Below are 14296 nucleotides of genomic sequence, written 5' to 3' on the forward strand. Positions count from 1 at the left end.
TTTCATGCGGCGCCAGCTTGCAGGACGACCTCGGCGTGGCGGACGCTGCGAACGGGCACATTTCTCCCGGCTAAAACGGGGCTTCCGACCGTATATTTCAAATGCCCGCTAAAAGACTAACGCGGCGTTCACGATCCTTACCTAGTCATTAGGGTCTGCTTAGGCAATTTTTAAAGCTGTGGCGGTAACGTGGCGGGGATTGGGTCTTTGAGTTTTTTGTAGAGAGTACGATGACCGATCTGGTTAGACCTAGAGTCAAGTATGTTATCGGGCCTGACGGCAGCCCTCTCACGATTGCCGATCTGCCGCCGACGAACACGCGTCGCTGGGTTATCCGGCGCAAGGCGGAGGTGGTTGCAGCAGTGCGCGGCGGGCTTTTGAGCCTTGAAGAGGCATGCCAGCGCTACAAGCTGACCACGGAGGAATTCCTGTCCTGGCAAGCGTCGATCGACGAATATGGCCTTGCCGGGCTGCGCACCACGCGTATCCAGCAGTACCGGCACTAGGCCGGTCTCACCACAAGCAAAGGGCGCGGCATGCCGCGCCCTTTGCTTTCAGTGTCGCCGCTCAGACCGTCAGCGCTACCTTGCCGATCGGCTTGGTTGCGAGAAAGGCGTGGACGACTCCCGCCTGGTCGAGCGGAAAAGTCCTGGCCACATGGACGGCAGGCTTTTGCGCGTCGATCAAGCCGGCGAGCGCGGGCGGTCGGGCACCACCGACATGCGCTCGACCCTGATATCGCGCGAACTGGCGTCGGCGCGCGCGGCGTCGTTGACGTTCAGCAGTGACGCCAGCACGCCGCCGGCCTGCGGCGTGGGATCGGGCAATTCAGCGGTGACAAGAACGTCGGGTCCGCCAACTGAATTCTGGGTAATGGCACCCATTAAATCTCTCCTGCTTGGAGAGTAACGGTCTATTGGCCAGCAAATGGCTCGGTCTGGTGGTCTGCGCGCTGCGCAAAGGCCGGCTGCACAATGGCGCGCTTGCCACGCGTCGAATATGAACTGACCGAACTCGCCCACGACCTGGCCTGATATTAGGGATGCCCGGGCGAGGGCCAGCGCCAAAAAGGAGGATTGGGCGGCGTAGGTCTTGCGTGCCAGCAGCGCTTCCGCGGCGGCTTGCTGTTGCCGGTTCGAGCTGTCGCCTGACAGGGCGCGCGCTTGTGCGCCAAATAGCGCCGATGTCGGCCGACTCAGCCGATCATGGCGCTGCGGCCGCCAGTTTCGGTCTCGCGAACCTTGGTATCGCGCGATTCCAGCATCTCAGCCTTGGAAAGCTCCGCTTCAGCTTCGCCGAGTAATGATTCGGCGGCGCTTCGCTGCTGGGCGAGGTCGCCTTGCGAGTTCCTGAGATTGTCGCGGCGCAGGCGCGCCGCCTTGGCGAAGGTCGGATAGGCGAAATGATTGATATCTGTGATGCCGGCTTTCTTTTCCTCGGCGGTGATCTGAAGCTCCAATTCGACGGCCATGCGCTCGAACTCGGCGATCATCATGTCGAGCTGCAGCAGCTGGCGCCGCTTCTCATTCACCTGAAATTGCTTCAGCCGAACGAGGTTTTCACGTGACTTCATGATTCGGTACTCCCGGAAACGCACACCCGCACATATCGTCCAAACCACCTGGAAAGGTCCAAGCGCTGCCCGTATCCACCGGCTTTCCCCACACTATGGGAAACAAAACCCTAAAGTTTTTTGCCGACGGTAACCATTCGTTTACGGGCATTGTTAATCATACGGGTCAGGGCTTAAGGCCGGGTAAAAATTCCGGCCGCCGAAGCGAAGCCGCGTCGATGAGTCCCTGGAGTCACTTAGTCCGGGTTATTAATGTGCTGCATTAGGAATTTTGGTCTGTGATTCGTTATTAGATTCAAGAGGGTGTAGAAAGGGGTTAAAAAATCTGATACCGTATTGGACGGGAAATTAGGTTTTGTTAACCATTCGATGGCAGCCTCTGCACAAGGCAACCACTGCTCCGGGACAGGACGGGTCGTGAAATGGTCCGGCGGCAGAAAAGGGGAATGAAATGCGTGTTCTGCTGATAGAAGATGACAGTGCAACCGCACAAAGCATCGAGCTGATGCTGAAATCGGAAAGTTTCAACGTCTATACGACAGACCTCGGCGAAGAGGGTGTCGATCTGGGCAAGCTCTACGACTACGACATCATCCTTCTCGATCTCAACCTGCCGGACATGTCCGGCTACGAGGTCTTGAGAACGCTTCGCCTCTCCAAGGTAAAGACGCCCATCCTCATCCTCTCCGGCATGGCCGGCATCGAGGACAAGGTACGCGGCCTCGGCTTCGGCGCCGACGACTACATGACCAAGCCGTTCCACAAGGACGAGCTGGTGGCGCGCATCCACGCCATCGTGCGCCGCTCGAAGGGACACGCCCAGTCGGTCATCACCACCGGTGACCTGGTGGTCAACCTCGACGCCAAGACCGTCGAAGTCGGCGGCCAGCGCGTGCACCTCACCGGCAAGGAATACCAGATGCTGGAGCTGCTCTCGCTGCGCAAGGGCACCACGCTCACCAAGGAAATGTTCCTCAACCACCTCTATGGCGGCATGGACGAGCCGGAATTGAAGATCATCGACGTCTTCATCTGCAAGCTGCGCAAGAAGCTCGACGCCGCGTCCGGGGGCCAGAACTACATCGAGACTGTCTGGGGCCGCGGCTATGTGCTGCGCGAACCGGAAGATATCCGCGTCAGCGCCTGAGCGCAGCCGGCAAGGCACTTCTAAAAAACCCGGCTTGGCCGGGTTTTTTGCATTGTGGAGCAATTATTTGTTTTTGTGCGACACGACAGACCACCGCGCGGTTTGCCTGGAACAGCTTCCGTTCAGGCAGCGATTTTCAAGGCGCGAAAACGTTCGAGCAGTTGCGGGCGATTGAAGGGCTTCAACAGATAGCCCTGGGCGCCGGCGCGCTTGGCTCGCATGATCGACGCGATATCGAGTTCGACCAGCGAGATCAGGATCTGCGGCCGGATCGGGCTTTCCATGGCGCGCACGCGCCGGATGAGGTCGACCGCCTGCATATCCGGCAAGGCGCCGTCGATGACGATGATGTCGGGCATGTCGGCGGCGCACATCTCCAGTGCGTCAAGCCCGCTGGCCACCTCGATGACCATCATGTCGGAACCGCCCAGGATGCGTTTTGCAACCTTCCTGATGACGCTTGAATCGTCGACGAACATGCAGCGTTTCATTTCCGCGTCCTCTTTGCCCTTGGGCGATCCGGTCGTGCGGGGCATCTACGGTGCAGCCTAGACTGATCTGGTAAAGAAGCCGAAAAGCCGTTAGGTAAAATTTTTGCAAAGAAACCGTTCGGCGGGTTTTTCCTTGCGGATGCTTCGGTGTCGACGAGCGGGCAAAGATCATCGCGCCGCGATTGTGGCGTCAATGAAATATTTCAGACTGAAATACTTCGTTTGGTCGCGCTGCCGGCGCCGACTTTCAGGCCACTGAGAGGACGATTTCTTCAGGCGTCGCGTGAATCGAAATCGTCATGTTGGCCTCGCGGGCCAACAGCAGCGTGTAATAAGGTTGCACCGAATGCGCGTCGATCGGCTCTTCCGGCTTGTGGCCGGAGTGCAGTTCGAGGAATTTCGGCGGCACACGCAGCATCGGCCCGCTTGCCGAAAGCGAAAAACGCGGCTCGGTTTCGAGATTCTCGAGCGTCACGACCAGCTTGCCGCCGCGCGGAATGGCGGCGTTGGCGACCAGCAGCAGGTTGAGCAGCAGCTTGACCTTGTTCTTGGGCAGCAGCGCGCGAGTTCCATTCCAGACCAATTCCGGCTTTTCGTTCTTGAGGAAGGCGATGGCGACGGCCTCGGCATCTCCGGTGTCGATCATCATGCCCGCCGAGCCGGCCGCGCCAAAGGCGATGCGGGCGAACTGCAAACGCGCCGAAGCGTTTTTTGCACTCTGACGGATGAGCCGCATGGCGTCTTCGTCGGCGCCGCCCTCGTCGAGCAGTTCAAGCCCGTTGTTGATCGCGCCGACCGGCGAGATGATGTCGTGGCAGACGCGGCTGCATAAAAGTGCCGCCAGGTCGGGAGCGGTAAGGGTGAACAGATCGGCCATCGGCGAAATCCCTGCAAAATCTTCCATTTGACGGCCGAGCGATCGATCTTCGCGCCTGCCCACACGAATCACGCTTCAACCCAAGGCTTTCTGAATACACAGCGCCCGTGCGTGCAGCAACAAATCCAAAATTGCCGTCATGGCATATGGCGCGTTCACGCAGGCTGCGTGTCCCCTCGAGCGGCCAAGAGCCTTCGAACCGCCATCTTCATGTGGGAGTTTAATGGTTGAAAAAGGATTACGGCATAGTTTGCCCCTAACGTCATCCTTAACGGCCGCCTAAAGAGCTGTACGGATGCGAGGCGTCGGCGAAAGTGCTTCATGACGGAGATTGGAAGCATGTTTTCCCGAATCTATGACCGGAGTTTTCTCCGTGTCCTCTCAATGGCGATCGCGCTCATGGGCGTTCTCGTCTTCTCGACATCGCCTCTGCGGGCGCAGGAGTACACCGCTCAGGAGATTGTCGATTCCGGCCACAAGTTCTTCGGCGCGACGTCGGGCGGGTTGGCCACCGTCGTGGAGAAGATTTTCGCCTCCTACGGTCTGCCCAATGGCTACCTGCTTGGGGAGGAGGGATCCGGTGCGCTGATCGGCGGCCTGACCTATGGCGAAGGCACGCTCTACACCAAGAATGCCGGCGATCACAAAGTGTTCTGGCAAGGCCCGTCGCTGGGCTGGGATTTCGGCGGCGAGGGGTCACGCGTGATGATGCTGGTCTACAATCTCGACGATGTCGGCAACCTCTACAATCGCTATGGCGGCGTCGCCGGTTCGGCCTATGTGGTGGCGGGTGTCGGCTTCAACGTGCTGAAGAACAACAATGTGCTGCTGGTGCCGATCCGTACCGGCGTCGGCGCCCGGCTCGGCGTCAATCTGGGCTACCTGAAACTGACCGAGCGGGCGACCTGGAATCCGTTCTGATCCGGCCGATATGAGCGAATCACGGACGGTTCGACCGGATTCCTCAACCGACGACCCGAATGGGCCGCGGCAAGCCCTTGCCGCGGTGCCGGATTTCCGCCATGCCAAGATGGCACGGTCCAGCCTTCCAAGTTGTCGTCGATAACGGGTAGTCCTTTGGTTCAGTCGGTCCTGTTCTTTGCCCTCGGCTTTCTCTGTGCCGGCTTTCTGGCGCTGATGGTGGCTCCCGCCGTCTGGCGGCGTGCCGTCGCACTGACCCGCAGGCGCATCGAGGCCTCCATTCCGCTGACGCAAGCCGAGATCCAGGCCGACAAGGACCGGATCCGGGCCGAATACGCCATGACGACGCGGCGCCTCGAAATCAACGTCAAGACGCTGCGCGAGAAGGCGGCCGAACAACTCGTCGAGATCAATCGCGGCCGCGAGGCGCTGAAGGCGCTGGCGGTCGAGCGCACGGACAAGGACCACGCGCTCGCCGAACTCGGCGCCAAGAACGAAGCGCTTCGACAGCGCGAAGAGGAACTGCATCAGCTTTCGGAGCGGCTCAAGGAAACCAAACGAAAGCTGGAAAGGCGGGCGCTCGATCTCGAGAAGCTGGAGCACATGTATGACGACGCCAGTTTTGCCTCCAGCAGCCGCCAGATCGAACTCGTGGCCCGCGAATCCGAATTGCAGAAGCTTGCCAGCGATATCTTGCTGCTGCGCGGCCAGCGCAAGGAAGCGGATCGGCGCAGCCAGGAGATCATGGCCGAAAGCAAGGCCGCGCGCGATGCCCTGAAGGCCGAGAAGAAAAGGGCCGCTGAACTCGAGAAGAAGGTCCAGCGGCTGCTCGCAACGCTCGCCGACCGTGAGGACAAGCTTGATCGGCGGGAAAAGGAATTGGCGCGGTTGCGGGAAAAATCGAAAACCGAGGACGGCGCACCGGCCCTGCGGCTGGTCGGCAAGCCAGATGAGCCGGCCCGGCACGAGGAGGCCGGCAAGCGCGACGATTTGGACCGGGCGATTGCCAAGCTTGACGGCGACCGCGAACGGCTGGAGGCCAGGCTGACGGCGCTGGCGCGCGAGAACAAGCGCCTCAAGGCGGATCTCGGCGCCGCGGCATCGTCGGGTTTGACGAACGGCAATGGTGCCGCTCTGCGCGAGCAGATGAATGAGCTGGCGGCGGAGGTGGTCCACCTGACGGCCAAGCTCGAAGGCCCCGATTCACCAATCGCCAAGGCGCTCGCCGCGCCGCAGGACAATCGCTCTGCCGGCAACGACCGCAGCCTCGCCGATCGCGTGCGCGCCTTGCAGAAAGCAGAAGCCAACTGACGCCGTGCAGGCTGACGCTTTCGCCGTGTCCTGGCTCACATGATCGTCAGCGCGAGAAATGATGCAGGGCAATGGCCGAGGCGGCAGCGACGTTCAAGCTGTCGAAGCCCTTCGACATGGTGATCCGCACGGTTTGCAGGCGGGCAAGCAGGCTTTCGGGCAGGCCTTCGCCCTCGGTGCCGAGATAGAGTGCCAGCCGCTCGCCGCGCCGTGCATCGCGTATGTCGATCCGGCCGCGCGGTGACAATGCGAACTGGTCATAGCCCCGGCGGTCGGGCTCCGCGGTGAAGCCCGCGGTGTCGGTGAAGGACGCAAAAGGGATCTTGAGCGCGGCGCCGACCGAAACCCGGATCGCCTTGCGGTACAGCGGATCACAGCATGTCCCGTCCATCAGCACCGCATTGGCGCCGAAAGCGGCGGCGTTGCGGAAGATCGAACCCATATTGTCGTGGTTGGCGATGCCGACAGGCACGACGATCAGGGCTTGAGCGGGCAAGGCATCCAGCAATGACCCGGCCGGCTGCGGCGTCTCCTTGCGGCCGATGGCCAGGATGCCGCGGTGCATGTGGAATCCGGCAATCGCGTCCATCACCCCGCTGGCGACGACGTAGACCGGCAGGTCCGCTTGCGCCTTGCGCAGCACCTCCTCCAGGCCGCCAAGCCGGTTTTCCAGGATCAGGATGGATTCGGCGGTGAAGCGGCTCGACGACAAAAGCAGGTCGAGCACCACTTTGCCCTCGGCGACGAAGCGGCCTTGCCGGCCCGCCAGATCGCGCTCGCGAATATCGAGATAGGCTGCGACGCGCGGATCGCGTGGATCGTCGATGCGAATTGGGTCCATGTCCCGCTCAACAATGGAAAGCGCGGTCCGTGCGCCGGGAAAGACACACCAACCACGCTCCGGAAATCGTCAGCGAGGTAAACGACCGCGGCAGCGTCCGGTCAAGTCCCGGCGCGGCGCAACCTCTGCGCCATTTGGGACAGATCCTCCTTGCCGCCGCCGAAAATGCCTTCCAGCATGGCGAGCAGTTCGCGCACGGCATCGGATTTGCAGGAATAGTAGATCATCTGGCGATCGCGGCGGGTGTCCACGAGGTCCAGCGCCCGCAACTTGGCCAAATGCTGCGAGAGGGCGGATTGGCTAAGCATCACCTTTTCGGCGATGGCGCCGACCGACATTTCGCCGTCGATCAGATAGCTCATGATCAACAGCCGTTTTTCGTTGCCCATCAGCATCAGAAATTCGGCAGCTGATTCGGCGTTGGCGATTAGCTTTGTCGAGACCATTGATGCCCCATGCTGTTTGCTCATCGAGGCGCCATGGGGGCAATGGCGCCTGAATCCATAAATTCACGTGTGAAGGTGCCGACGAGTCAGCACCACACCTAAAGCCTAGAACATTTCTTTCAAATCTCAAGCGTTGCTTTTGATCAAATGCAATTTAATCTCGCTTTGCGCCTAGGATGCCGCCTTGGCGGCCCTCGCCATTTCAACCAGAACGGGACGCAATTCCTGCGCAGTCGCCAGTGGTTGTGGGAAGAATACCCGGCAAACATCGTCCCCGGACACCAGATCCATGCCATCGGCGTCCAGCCCGGCGATGCTCCAGCCAGCACCTGGCGCCTTGGCAAAATGATGGGCGTAGTTGGCGATCGCGTCGAGATGGTCCGCATTCATTTGCTCGACGGCTGACTGTTCGCTCGCCGCGAGCTCTTCGACAATCGGCCCGGCGGTGACCAGATCGGCCCGGTCGAGCAGATAAGCCTTGCCGAAGCCGCCGTTGAGACTGGCGCGCTGCGGCTCGAGGCGAAAGATTGAGAAGTCGCCGAGCCCGGCATAGAGGCTCGCCTTGGGATTGCGGTTGAGATAGCGGCGCGCGGCGCGAGCTTGGGCCTGCGAGCCGCGCTCCAGCCGCGAGGCCTGGCAGGCCAGCGTCAGCCGCGGATGCGCCAGCGGATCGCCTTTGCCGGGCTCCCCGAGCAGAAGGGAACAGCGCGGATCGGCAAGCAGGGCCGACGTGTGCGCCGCGAGCATCGACACCAGGATGAGCGGTGCGCCGTCAATGTCGGTGGCGACGCCGACCCGGCTCGCCAGCGGCGCCCCGGTCCCCGGTTCCAGCACCGCCAGGGCGCCGAAACGGGCACTGCGCAGAAGCGTTTTCGCCAGGCGGATCGCCTCGGCGTCGGTCTCGCGGATGACATCCTTCTTTCGATCGTCCAAGGTTTCTCGCCCTGCCAAGTTGATTTCCTATTCCACTTGTCAGCCGATGATGCCGGACTTGGCAAGGGGAGGTGCCCGCGCAAACCGCTTCGCAGCTTGGGGCGACACGCCTTACTTCGGCGCCATGCGGATGGCGCCGTCGAGGCGGATGGTCTCGCCGTTCAGCATCTGGTTTTCGACGATGTGCAAGGCAAGCGCGGCATATTCGGATGGTTCGCCGAGGCGCGACGGGAAAGGCACGGCGGCGCCCAGCGAATCCTGCACCTCCTGCGGCATGCCGGCCATCATCGGCGTCTTGAAGATGCCGGGCGCGATGGTGCAGACCCGAATGCCGGATCGGGCGAGATCGCGCGCCACCGGCAGCGTCATGCCGACGACACCGCCCTTCGAAGCCGAATAGGCCGCCTGGCCGATCTGGCCGTCATAGGCGGCGACCGAAGCGGTGTTGACGATGACGCCGCGCTCGCCGCCCCGCAGTGGCTCGAGTTTCGCGGCGCGGTCGGCGACCAGGCGGATCATGTTGAACGTGCCGATCAGATTGACCTCGATCACCCTGCGGTACTGGTCGAGCGGATGCGGTCCATCCTTGCCGATCGTCTTCACGCCGATGGCGATGCCGGCGCAATTGACCAGGATGCGCGGCTCGCCCAGCTTGGTGGCAGCCTCGGCCAGGGCGGCGACGCCACTGTCGGCACTCGCGACGTCGCACTGGACGGCGATGCCGCCGATCTCGGCCGCGACCTTGGCCGCGCGCTCGATGCCGACATCGAAGATGGCAACGTTGGCTCCCTTGGCGGCAAGCGCACGAGCGGTTGCCTCGCCAAGGCCGGAGCCGCCGCCGGTCACGATTGCTATCTGGCCGCTGGGATTCATGGCGTCATCCTTCCCGTGAGAATGGGCTTGCTATCAAACAGGGACGGATCAGGCCCGGATTGGAGGGCCGGGTCAAGCCATCGCCTAGACGTGCTCGGCGGCCCTGGCCTGGCTGGCGTGACCGACCTCGCCGGAAAGCCTGGCAACCGCGCCGGGCGTGATCTCGTGCGACAAAAGGCGGTCGAGGTCGACAGGCCTTGGCATGGAAATCTGACCACGGGGGATGCGCTTGAAGCCGAGCGGCCCGTAGTAAGGTTCGTCGCCAACCAGGATGACGGCCGGCGCGCCAGCCTTGGCGGCCGCCTCCAGCGCGATCGCTACCAGCCGGCGGCCGATGCCGAGGTTCTTGAAGGCCGGCCGCACCGCGAGTGGCCCAAGCATCAGCGCCCGGCCGGCCCCCGCCGCTATGCGGGTCATGCGCACAGAGGCGACGACGAGGTCGCCGTCGACCGCGACAAAGGACAGGGCGCGCTCGTGGCCGCCGGCCTCGCGGATCTTGTAGGCGGCCAGCACGAAACGGCCGGGGCCGAAGGCCTCGTCGTTAATGGCTTCGATTTGAGGGTCATGCGCCGGAGTTTCCGGCAGGTATTTCACGTCGGCAAGGCTCATGGTCTTTGCGTTCCGGTAGAGGAGGAAAGGTTGCTGCAAACGGCAGCATTCGCCAGTCAGCGCTTCATCAAGCGCGGGCGCCCTTTCGTCGTCGGTCAAACCGGATCAAAGCAAAGTCGAACATGCGGAGTGTCCGCTAGCATCAATTTTGCGCCGCCGCAATCGACCCGTTCGCTCGCACTACCGATTGACGATCTGTTCAGCCCAGGATGATTTCCGCTTTACCGCATCGCGCCCTACATGACGGGAAACGCGAAAGGACAATTCATGGGATTGCTCGTCGACGGCAAATGGCAGGACCGCTGGTACGACACGAAGAACAGTGGCGGCAAGTTCGTGCGGGCGCAGTCGCAATGGCGCGACTGGATCACGCACGACGGCAAACCCGCCGAAGGCCGCAGCCGCGGCTTCAAGGCGGAGCCCGGCCGCTATCACCTTTACATCTCACTCGCCTGTCCCTGGGCGCACCGGACGCTGATTTTTCGCACGCTGAAGAGGCTGGAAGGCATCATCTCCGTCTCGGTGGTTCACCATTTCATGGGCGCGGACGGTTGGACGTTTCTCGCCGAGGACGGCGCCACCGGCGACACGCTCTATGGTCTCGACTTCCTGCACCAGATCTACACCAAGGCCGATCCTGCCTATTCAGGCCGGGTGACGGTGCCGGTGCTGTGGGACAAGAAGGAACAGACGATCGTCTCCAACGAATCCTCCGAGATCATCCGGATGCTCAATTCGGCCTTCGACGAATGGGGCGACGCCAGCTTCGACTTCTACCCCGAGGCCTTGCGCGGCGAGATCGACGCGATCAACGGGCTGGTCTATCCCGCCGTCAACAATGGCGTCTATCGAGCCGGTTTCGCCACCACGCAAGCGGCCTATGAGGAGGCGTTCGGCGCGCTGTTTTCGGCGCTCGATACTCTGGAACATCGCCTTTCCAGGCAGCGCTACCTGGTGGGTGATCGCATCACGGAGGCCGACTGGCGGCTGTTCACCACCCTGGTGCGCTTTGACCCGGTCTATGTCGGACACTTCAAGTGCAACCTGCGCCGCATCGCCGATTATCCGAACCTGTCGAACTATCTGCGCGACCTCTATAGCGTGCCTGGCGTCGCCGGGACCGTGAACCTGCGCCACATCAAGGCGCATTATTACGGCAGCCACGAGACCATTAACCCGACCCGGATCGTGCCGGTCGGGCCGGCGCTCGACTATGGCGCGCCGCATGATCGGGCGCGGTTTGGAAGGGCTGCTGCCTGACTACCAATAGGGCGATGCAGGCACGTTGGCGAAAATTTCGGCGATCCGCCGCAGCGTTGCCGGCGTCGTGCCCTCCGGCAGGCGACCGAGCGGGAAAAAGCCGGCCTCGGCGATTTCATGGTCTGGCAGTTTCGGTGCGGTGTGGCTGAAGTGCTCGACGAGGTAGAAGCCGACATGGTCGCGCCGGCTGGCACGGCGGTTGAAATGCATCGATTTGAGAATCGGCGCGTCCGTGATCTGGATGTTGCCTTCCTCGTAAAGTTCGCGCGCCAGCGCTTCGGCCATCGTCTCGCCGACCTCGACGCCGCCGCCGGGAAGCTGCCAACCGGGCACATAGGTATGGCGGATGAGGAAGACGGAATTGGTGGCGGCATCGTGGATCAGGCCGCGCACACCGAGCGTCATCGGCCGCCGCAGCACGAAATAGAGATGGAACAGCCGGGCCCTCAAACCCGCCCAGCCGGTCTGGCGGAACGGAGCCTCCTCGTCGCTCGCCATCAGTAGCGAAACCGTGGGTGGAAAGGGGCGCGCACGTCGCCTATGAAGGAGGGATGTTCAGGCTCGCGCATATTTCCGATGTCCATCTGGGGCCGCTGCCCGATGTATCCTATCGCGATCTCGCCTCCAAGCGCGTGCTCGGTTATGTCAACTGGCAGCGCAACCGCCGCCGCCACATGCACGACGCCGTCATCGACGCCATCGTCGCCGATATCAAGGCGCAAAATCCGGACCATCTCGCCGTCACCGGCGACCTCGTCAACCTGGCCCTCGACGGTGAGATCGAGATGGCCAAACACTGGCTGGAGACGTTGGGGCCACCGCATGACGTTTCGGTGGTGCCGGGAAACCATGATGCCTATGTGCCCGGCGCCTTCGACAAGGTCTGCCGGTCGTGGGCGGCGTGGATGAGCGGAGACGGTGTCAACACGCCGGTCGACCGCAATGCCTTCCCCTATCTGCGCGTGCGCGGCAATGTCGCGCTGATCGGGGTTTCGACGGCGCGCGCCACGGCGCCCTTCATGGCCAATGGTTTTTTCATGGAGGGGCAGGCGGCTCGGCTCGGCAAGATACTCGAGAGCACGGCGAAGCAAGGGCTGTTCCGTGCGATCATGATCCATCATCCGCCCCTGCGGGGCGCTGTCTCCCAGCACAAGCGGCTGTTCGGCATCGCCCGCTTCCACAAAATCGTCCGCCGCCATGGCGCGGAGCTTGTGCTGCACGGCCATTCGCATCTGCCGTCGCTGTTCCAGATTGGGCTTCGCGGTGCAAAGATCCCGGTCGTCGGCGTCGCCGCCGCCGGCCAGGCGCCGGGCGGCAATCACCCGGCAGCACAGTACAATCTGTTCGACATCGACGGCGAAAAGGGTAACTGGCGTATCCACCTGACGCGGCGCGGTCTGACCGGACCGTCAATACCGCCTTCCGATCTGCAGAGCCTGGAACTCGGGGTCGAGCCCGGCGAGGCTATGGCCGCCAGTTGAGAACCATGGCCGAGATGCGGTCCCACAGCAGCGCGGCCGACACCGCCAGACCAACCAGCGCGCCGGCGGCGACCAGCCCAAGCCCGGACAGGAAGGCCGACCAGCCCTTGCCTTGCGTCGATGCTCGCAGCGGTGGCTCGGCTTCCGCGACCTGGGCGCGTTTCATGCCGGCGACCGCCGGCTCGACGCCACCTTCCATCATCCTCTGGCGCTCGACGATGCGCTCGGCCACATAACGCGTCACGGAATCGGCGACCGGCTTCATCTCGGTCGACTCGGCAAGCACGACCCGGCCAATGCGTGTATCCTTGAGGAAGCGGTAGGTGCGACGGTCGCGTCCCATCGCGACATGGCTGACGGCGTCGATCCACAGGCGCGGCTGCAGCCCCGAGGAGACGACAAAGTCGAAATTGTCCATGTCGGCTGGAACGTCGGCAAAGACGGGCGCGAGGTCCGCGGCCAGCAGGTCCAGGCGCATGCGGTGCGCCTCGCGCATGTCGACGACGACATCGTCGCGGTCAGCGAAGGCATTCTTCACATCACGGATGGCATCGGACAGTTTCTTTGACGGATCGATCTTCTCGCCTGCGTCCTTCATCGGCGTGGCCTCGCGGGTTTGGTTAACAGGCAGTTAACACAGCCGAAGGCAAAATGCACTCGCGAGATCAAGACGGCAAGGCGCCCGCTTGGTGCCGCGCGGGACGTCTCAGCCGGTCGCAGCGAGTTTCGGGCGCAAGGGCCTGGCGCGGCGGTTCGTGTTGCGCTGGATGATCGCGGCGACCAGATCGGGCGCCTCCTCGATCAGCATATGGCCAGCCTCCAGCACGTGGTGCACGTGAAATCGCGCGGGCAGACCATCCATTTGGGTAACGGGTAGCATCGGGTCATTGCTCCCCCATACCACCATCACCGGCATGGTCAGTGTGTCCAACCGGTCGTGCGGGATGACGCCCTGCCGGTCGTCGCTGGTCATGGCGGCAGCAATCTCGATGAGTTTCTCCACCTGGCCGGGTCGCTCGCGCATGTCGCGAAGGGTATCCACGGTGCGGTCGACGGCGCGCGTCAGCGGTCCCGACATCGCGCTTAGGCACGCCCGGATGTCGGAGGGATCCCATGAGGCGGCAAAGCGGCGCAACAGCGGGCCGTTGATCTCGGGGCCGAAGCCGCCCGGCGCCAGAAGTGTCAGCGAGGCCACCCTTTCGGGTTCGGCCAGTGCCATCAGCGTCGCCACCGCGCCGCCCATCGAGTGGCCCACCAGATGAACGCGCTTCACCGATCGCGCGGCGAGATCGGTCAGGACGGCCCTTGCCGCCACCTTGGCCGGGTCGGCGCCGGGGAAATCGAGCGACAGCCCGTGCCCCGGCAAGTCATAAGCGAGTGTGCGCACCGCAGGCGACAGCGACGGGATCACTTCGTGCCAGACACCGTGGCAGCCGCCAAAACCATGCAGCAGGGCGATGGCCTTCGAGCCAGCACCCTGTTCGGTGGCGTGAAGCGATGCGATCATTGAAATGTGAAAGCTTATTACGGGAC

General features: G+C 62.7%; 18 protein-coding genes. 6 read left to right on the top strand and 12 right to left on the bottom strand.

Features of this window, described 5'->3' with window-relative positions; all coding sequences use genetic code 11:
* Positions 1–230: 230 nt before the first annotated feature.
* The gene (locus FJW04_RS08645; protein ID WP_006203587.1) at positions 231–506 is read left to right on the top strand and encodes a DUF1153 domain-containing protein; all 276 of its coding nucleotides are present in this window, start codon (positions 231–233) and stop codon (positions 504–506) included.
* Positions 507–683: 177 nt separating this feature from the next.
* On the opposite strand, the gene FJW04_RS30230 is transcribed toward FJW04_RS08645, so the two are convergent.
* On the bottom strand, positions 684–884 hold the full coding sequence (locus FJW04_RS30230; protein WP_246673763.1) for a hypothetical protein: 201 nt from the start codon (positions 882–884) through the stop codon (positions 684–686).
* 311 nt (positions 885–1195) lie between these two features.
* A complete protein-coding gene (locus tag FJW04_RS08660) occupies positions 1196–1573 on the bottom strand; it encodes a flagellar export protein FliJ (RefSeq protein ID WP_140617636.1) in 378 nt (125 codons plus the stop codon).
* A gap of 451 nt (positions 1574–2024) precedes the next feature.
* Between FJW04_RS08660 and ctrA the strand changes: the two genes are divergently transcribed.
* The gene (gene ctrA, locus FJW04_RS08665; protein ID WP_006203583.1) at positions 2025–2720 is read left to right on the top strand and encodes a cell cycle two-component system response regulator CtrA; all 696 of its coding nucleotides are present in this window, start codon (positions 2025–2027) and stop codon (positions 2718–2720) included.
* A gap of 122 nt (positions 2721–2842) precedes the next feature.
* Here ctrA and FJW04_RS08670 read toward each other — a convergent pair whose 3' ends face one another.
* Both FJW04_RS08670 and FJW04_RS08675 read right to left on the bottom strand, forming a co-directional pair.
* Positions 2843–3211, bottom strand: coding sequence for a response regulator (locus FJW04_RS08670; RefSeq protein ID WP_140713550.1), 369 nt, complete (start codon positions 3209–3211; stop codon positions 2843–2845).
* 247 nt (positions 3212–3458) lie between these two features.
* Positions 3459–4088, bottom strand: coding sequence for a histidine phosphotransferase family protein (locus FJW04_RS08675; protein ID WP_015315996.1), 630 nt, complete (start codon positions 4086–4088; stop codon positions 3459–3461).
* Positions 4089–4472: 384 nt separating this feature from the next.
* Between FJW04_RS08675 and FJW04_RS08680 the strand changes: the two genes are divergently transcribed.
* Both FJW04_RS08680 and FJW04_RS08685 read left to right on the top strand, forming a co-directional pair.
* A complete protein-coding gene (locus FJW04_RS08680; RefSeq protein ID WP_224530344.1) occupies positions 4473–5009 on the top strand; it encodes an EipA family protein in 537 nt (178 codons plus the stop codon).
* Positions 5010–5165: 156 nt separating this feature from the next.
* A complete protein-coding gene (locus FJW04_RS08685) occupies positions 5166–6320 on the top strand; it encodes a hypothetical protein (RefSeq protein WP_140713552.1) in 1155 nt (384 codons plus the stop codon).
* 46 nt (positions 6321–6366) lie between these two features.
* On the opposite strand, the gene FJW04_RS08690 is transcribed toward FJW04_RS08685, so the two are convergent.
* The 5 genes from FJW04_RS08690 to FJW04_RS08710 form a co-directional block, all read right to left on the bottom strand.
* On the bottom strand, positions 6367–7161 hold the full coding sequence (locus tag FJW04_RS08690) for an RNA methyltransferase (protein ID WP_140713554.1): 795 nt from the start codon (positions 7159–7161) through the stop codon (positions 6367–6369).
* A 101-nt stretch (positions 7162–7262) separates the two neighbouring features.
* On the bottom strand, positions 7263–7607 hold the full coding sequence (locus tag FJW04_RS08695; protein ID WP_015316000.1) for a metalloregulator ArsR/SmtB family transcription factor: 345 nt from the start codon (positions 7605–7607) through the stop codon (positions 7263–7265).
* 171 nt (positions 7608–7778) lie between these two features.
* Positions 7779–8540 carry a HugZ family protein gene (locus tag FJW04_RS08700; protein ID WP_140713556.1) on the bottom strand — a complete coding sequence of 254 codons (762 nt, stop codon included), beginning with the start codon at positions 8538–8540 and terminating at the stop codon, positions 7779–7781.
* A 111-nt stretch (positions 8541–8651) separates the two neighbouring features.
* Positions 8652–9413, bottom strand: coding sequence for a 3-hydroxyacyl-CoA dehydrogenase (locus FJW04_RS08705; protein ID WP_140713558.1), 762 nt, complete (start codon positions 9411–9413; stop codon positions 8652–8654).
* Positions 9414–9497: 84 nt separating this feature from the next.
* Complete coding sequence (locus FJW04_RS08710) at positions 9498–10022, bottom strand: N-acetyltransferase (protein WP_015316003.1); 525 nt, start codon at positions 10020–10022, stop codon at positions 9498–9500.
* A 267-nt stretch (positions 10023–10289) separates the two neighbouring features.
* Here FJW04_RS08710 and FJW04_RS08715 point away from each other — a divergent pair, with 267 nt between their 5' ends.
* Positions 10290–11282, top strand: coding sequence for a glutathione S-transferase family protein (locus tag FJW04_RS08715; protein ID WP_140713560.1), 993 nt, complete (start codon positions 10290–10292; stop codon positions 11280–11282).
* Here FJW04_RS08715 and FJW04_RS08720 read toward each other — a convergent pair whose 3' ends face one another.
* On the bottom strand, positions 11283–11780 hold the full coding sequence (locus tag FJW04_RS08720) for an NUDIX domain-containing protein (RefSeq protein ID WP_140617642.1): 498 nt from the start codon (positions 11778–11780) through the stop codon (positions 11283–11285).
* Between the two features lie 53 nt (positions 11781–11833).
* Here FJW04_RS08720 and FJW04_RS08725 point away from each other — a divergent pair, with 53 nt between their 5' ends.
* Positions 11834–12763: a metallophosphoesterase gene (locus FJW04_RS08725; protein ID WP_140713562.1), complete on the top strand. Its 930-nt coding sequence runs from the start codon at positions 11834–11836 to the stop codon at positions 12761–12763.
* Here the strand turns inward: FJW04_RS08725 and FJW04_RS08730 are convergent.
* Entirely contained in the window at positions 12747–13361 is a 615-nt protein-coding gene (locus FJW04_RS08730) for a hypothetical protein (RefSeq protein WP_140713564.1), read from the bottom strand. The genes FJW04_RS08725 and FJW04_RS08730 overlap by 17 nt on opposite strands.
* Positions 13362–13469: 108 nt before the next feature.
* On the bottom strand, positions 13470–14270 hold the full coding sequence (locus FJW04_RS08735; protein WP_140713566.1) for an alpha/beta fold hydrolase: 801 nt from the start codon (positions 14268–14270) through the stop codon (positions 13470–13472).
* Positions 14271–14296: the final 26 nt, after the last annotated feature.

The organism is Mesorhizobium sp. B2-7-3, assembly GCF_006440715.1.
Lineage (GTDB): Bacteria > Pseudomonadota > Alphaproteobacteria > Rhizobiales > Rhizobiaceae > Mesorhizobium > Mesorhizobium australicum.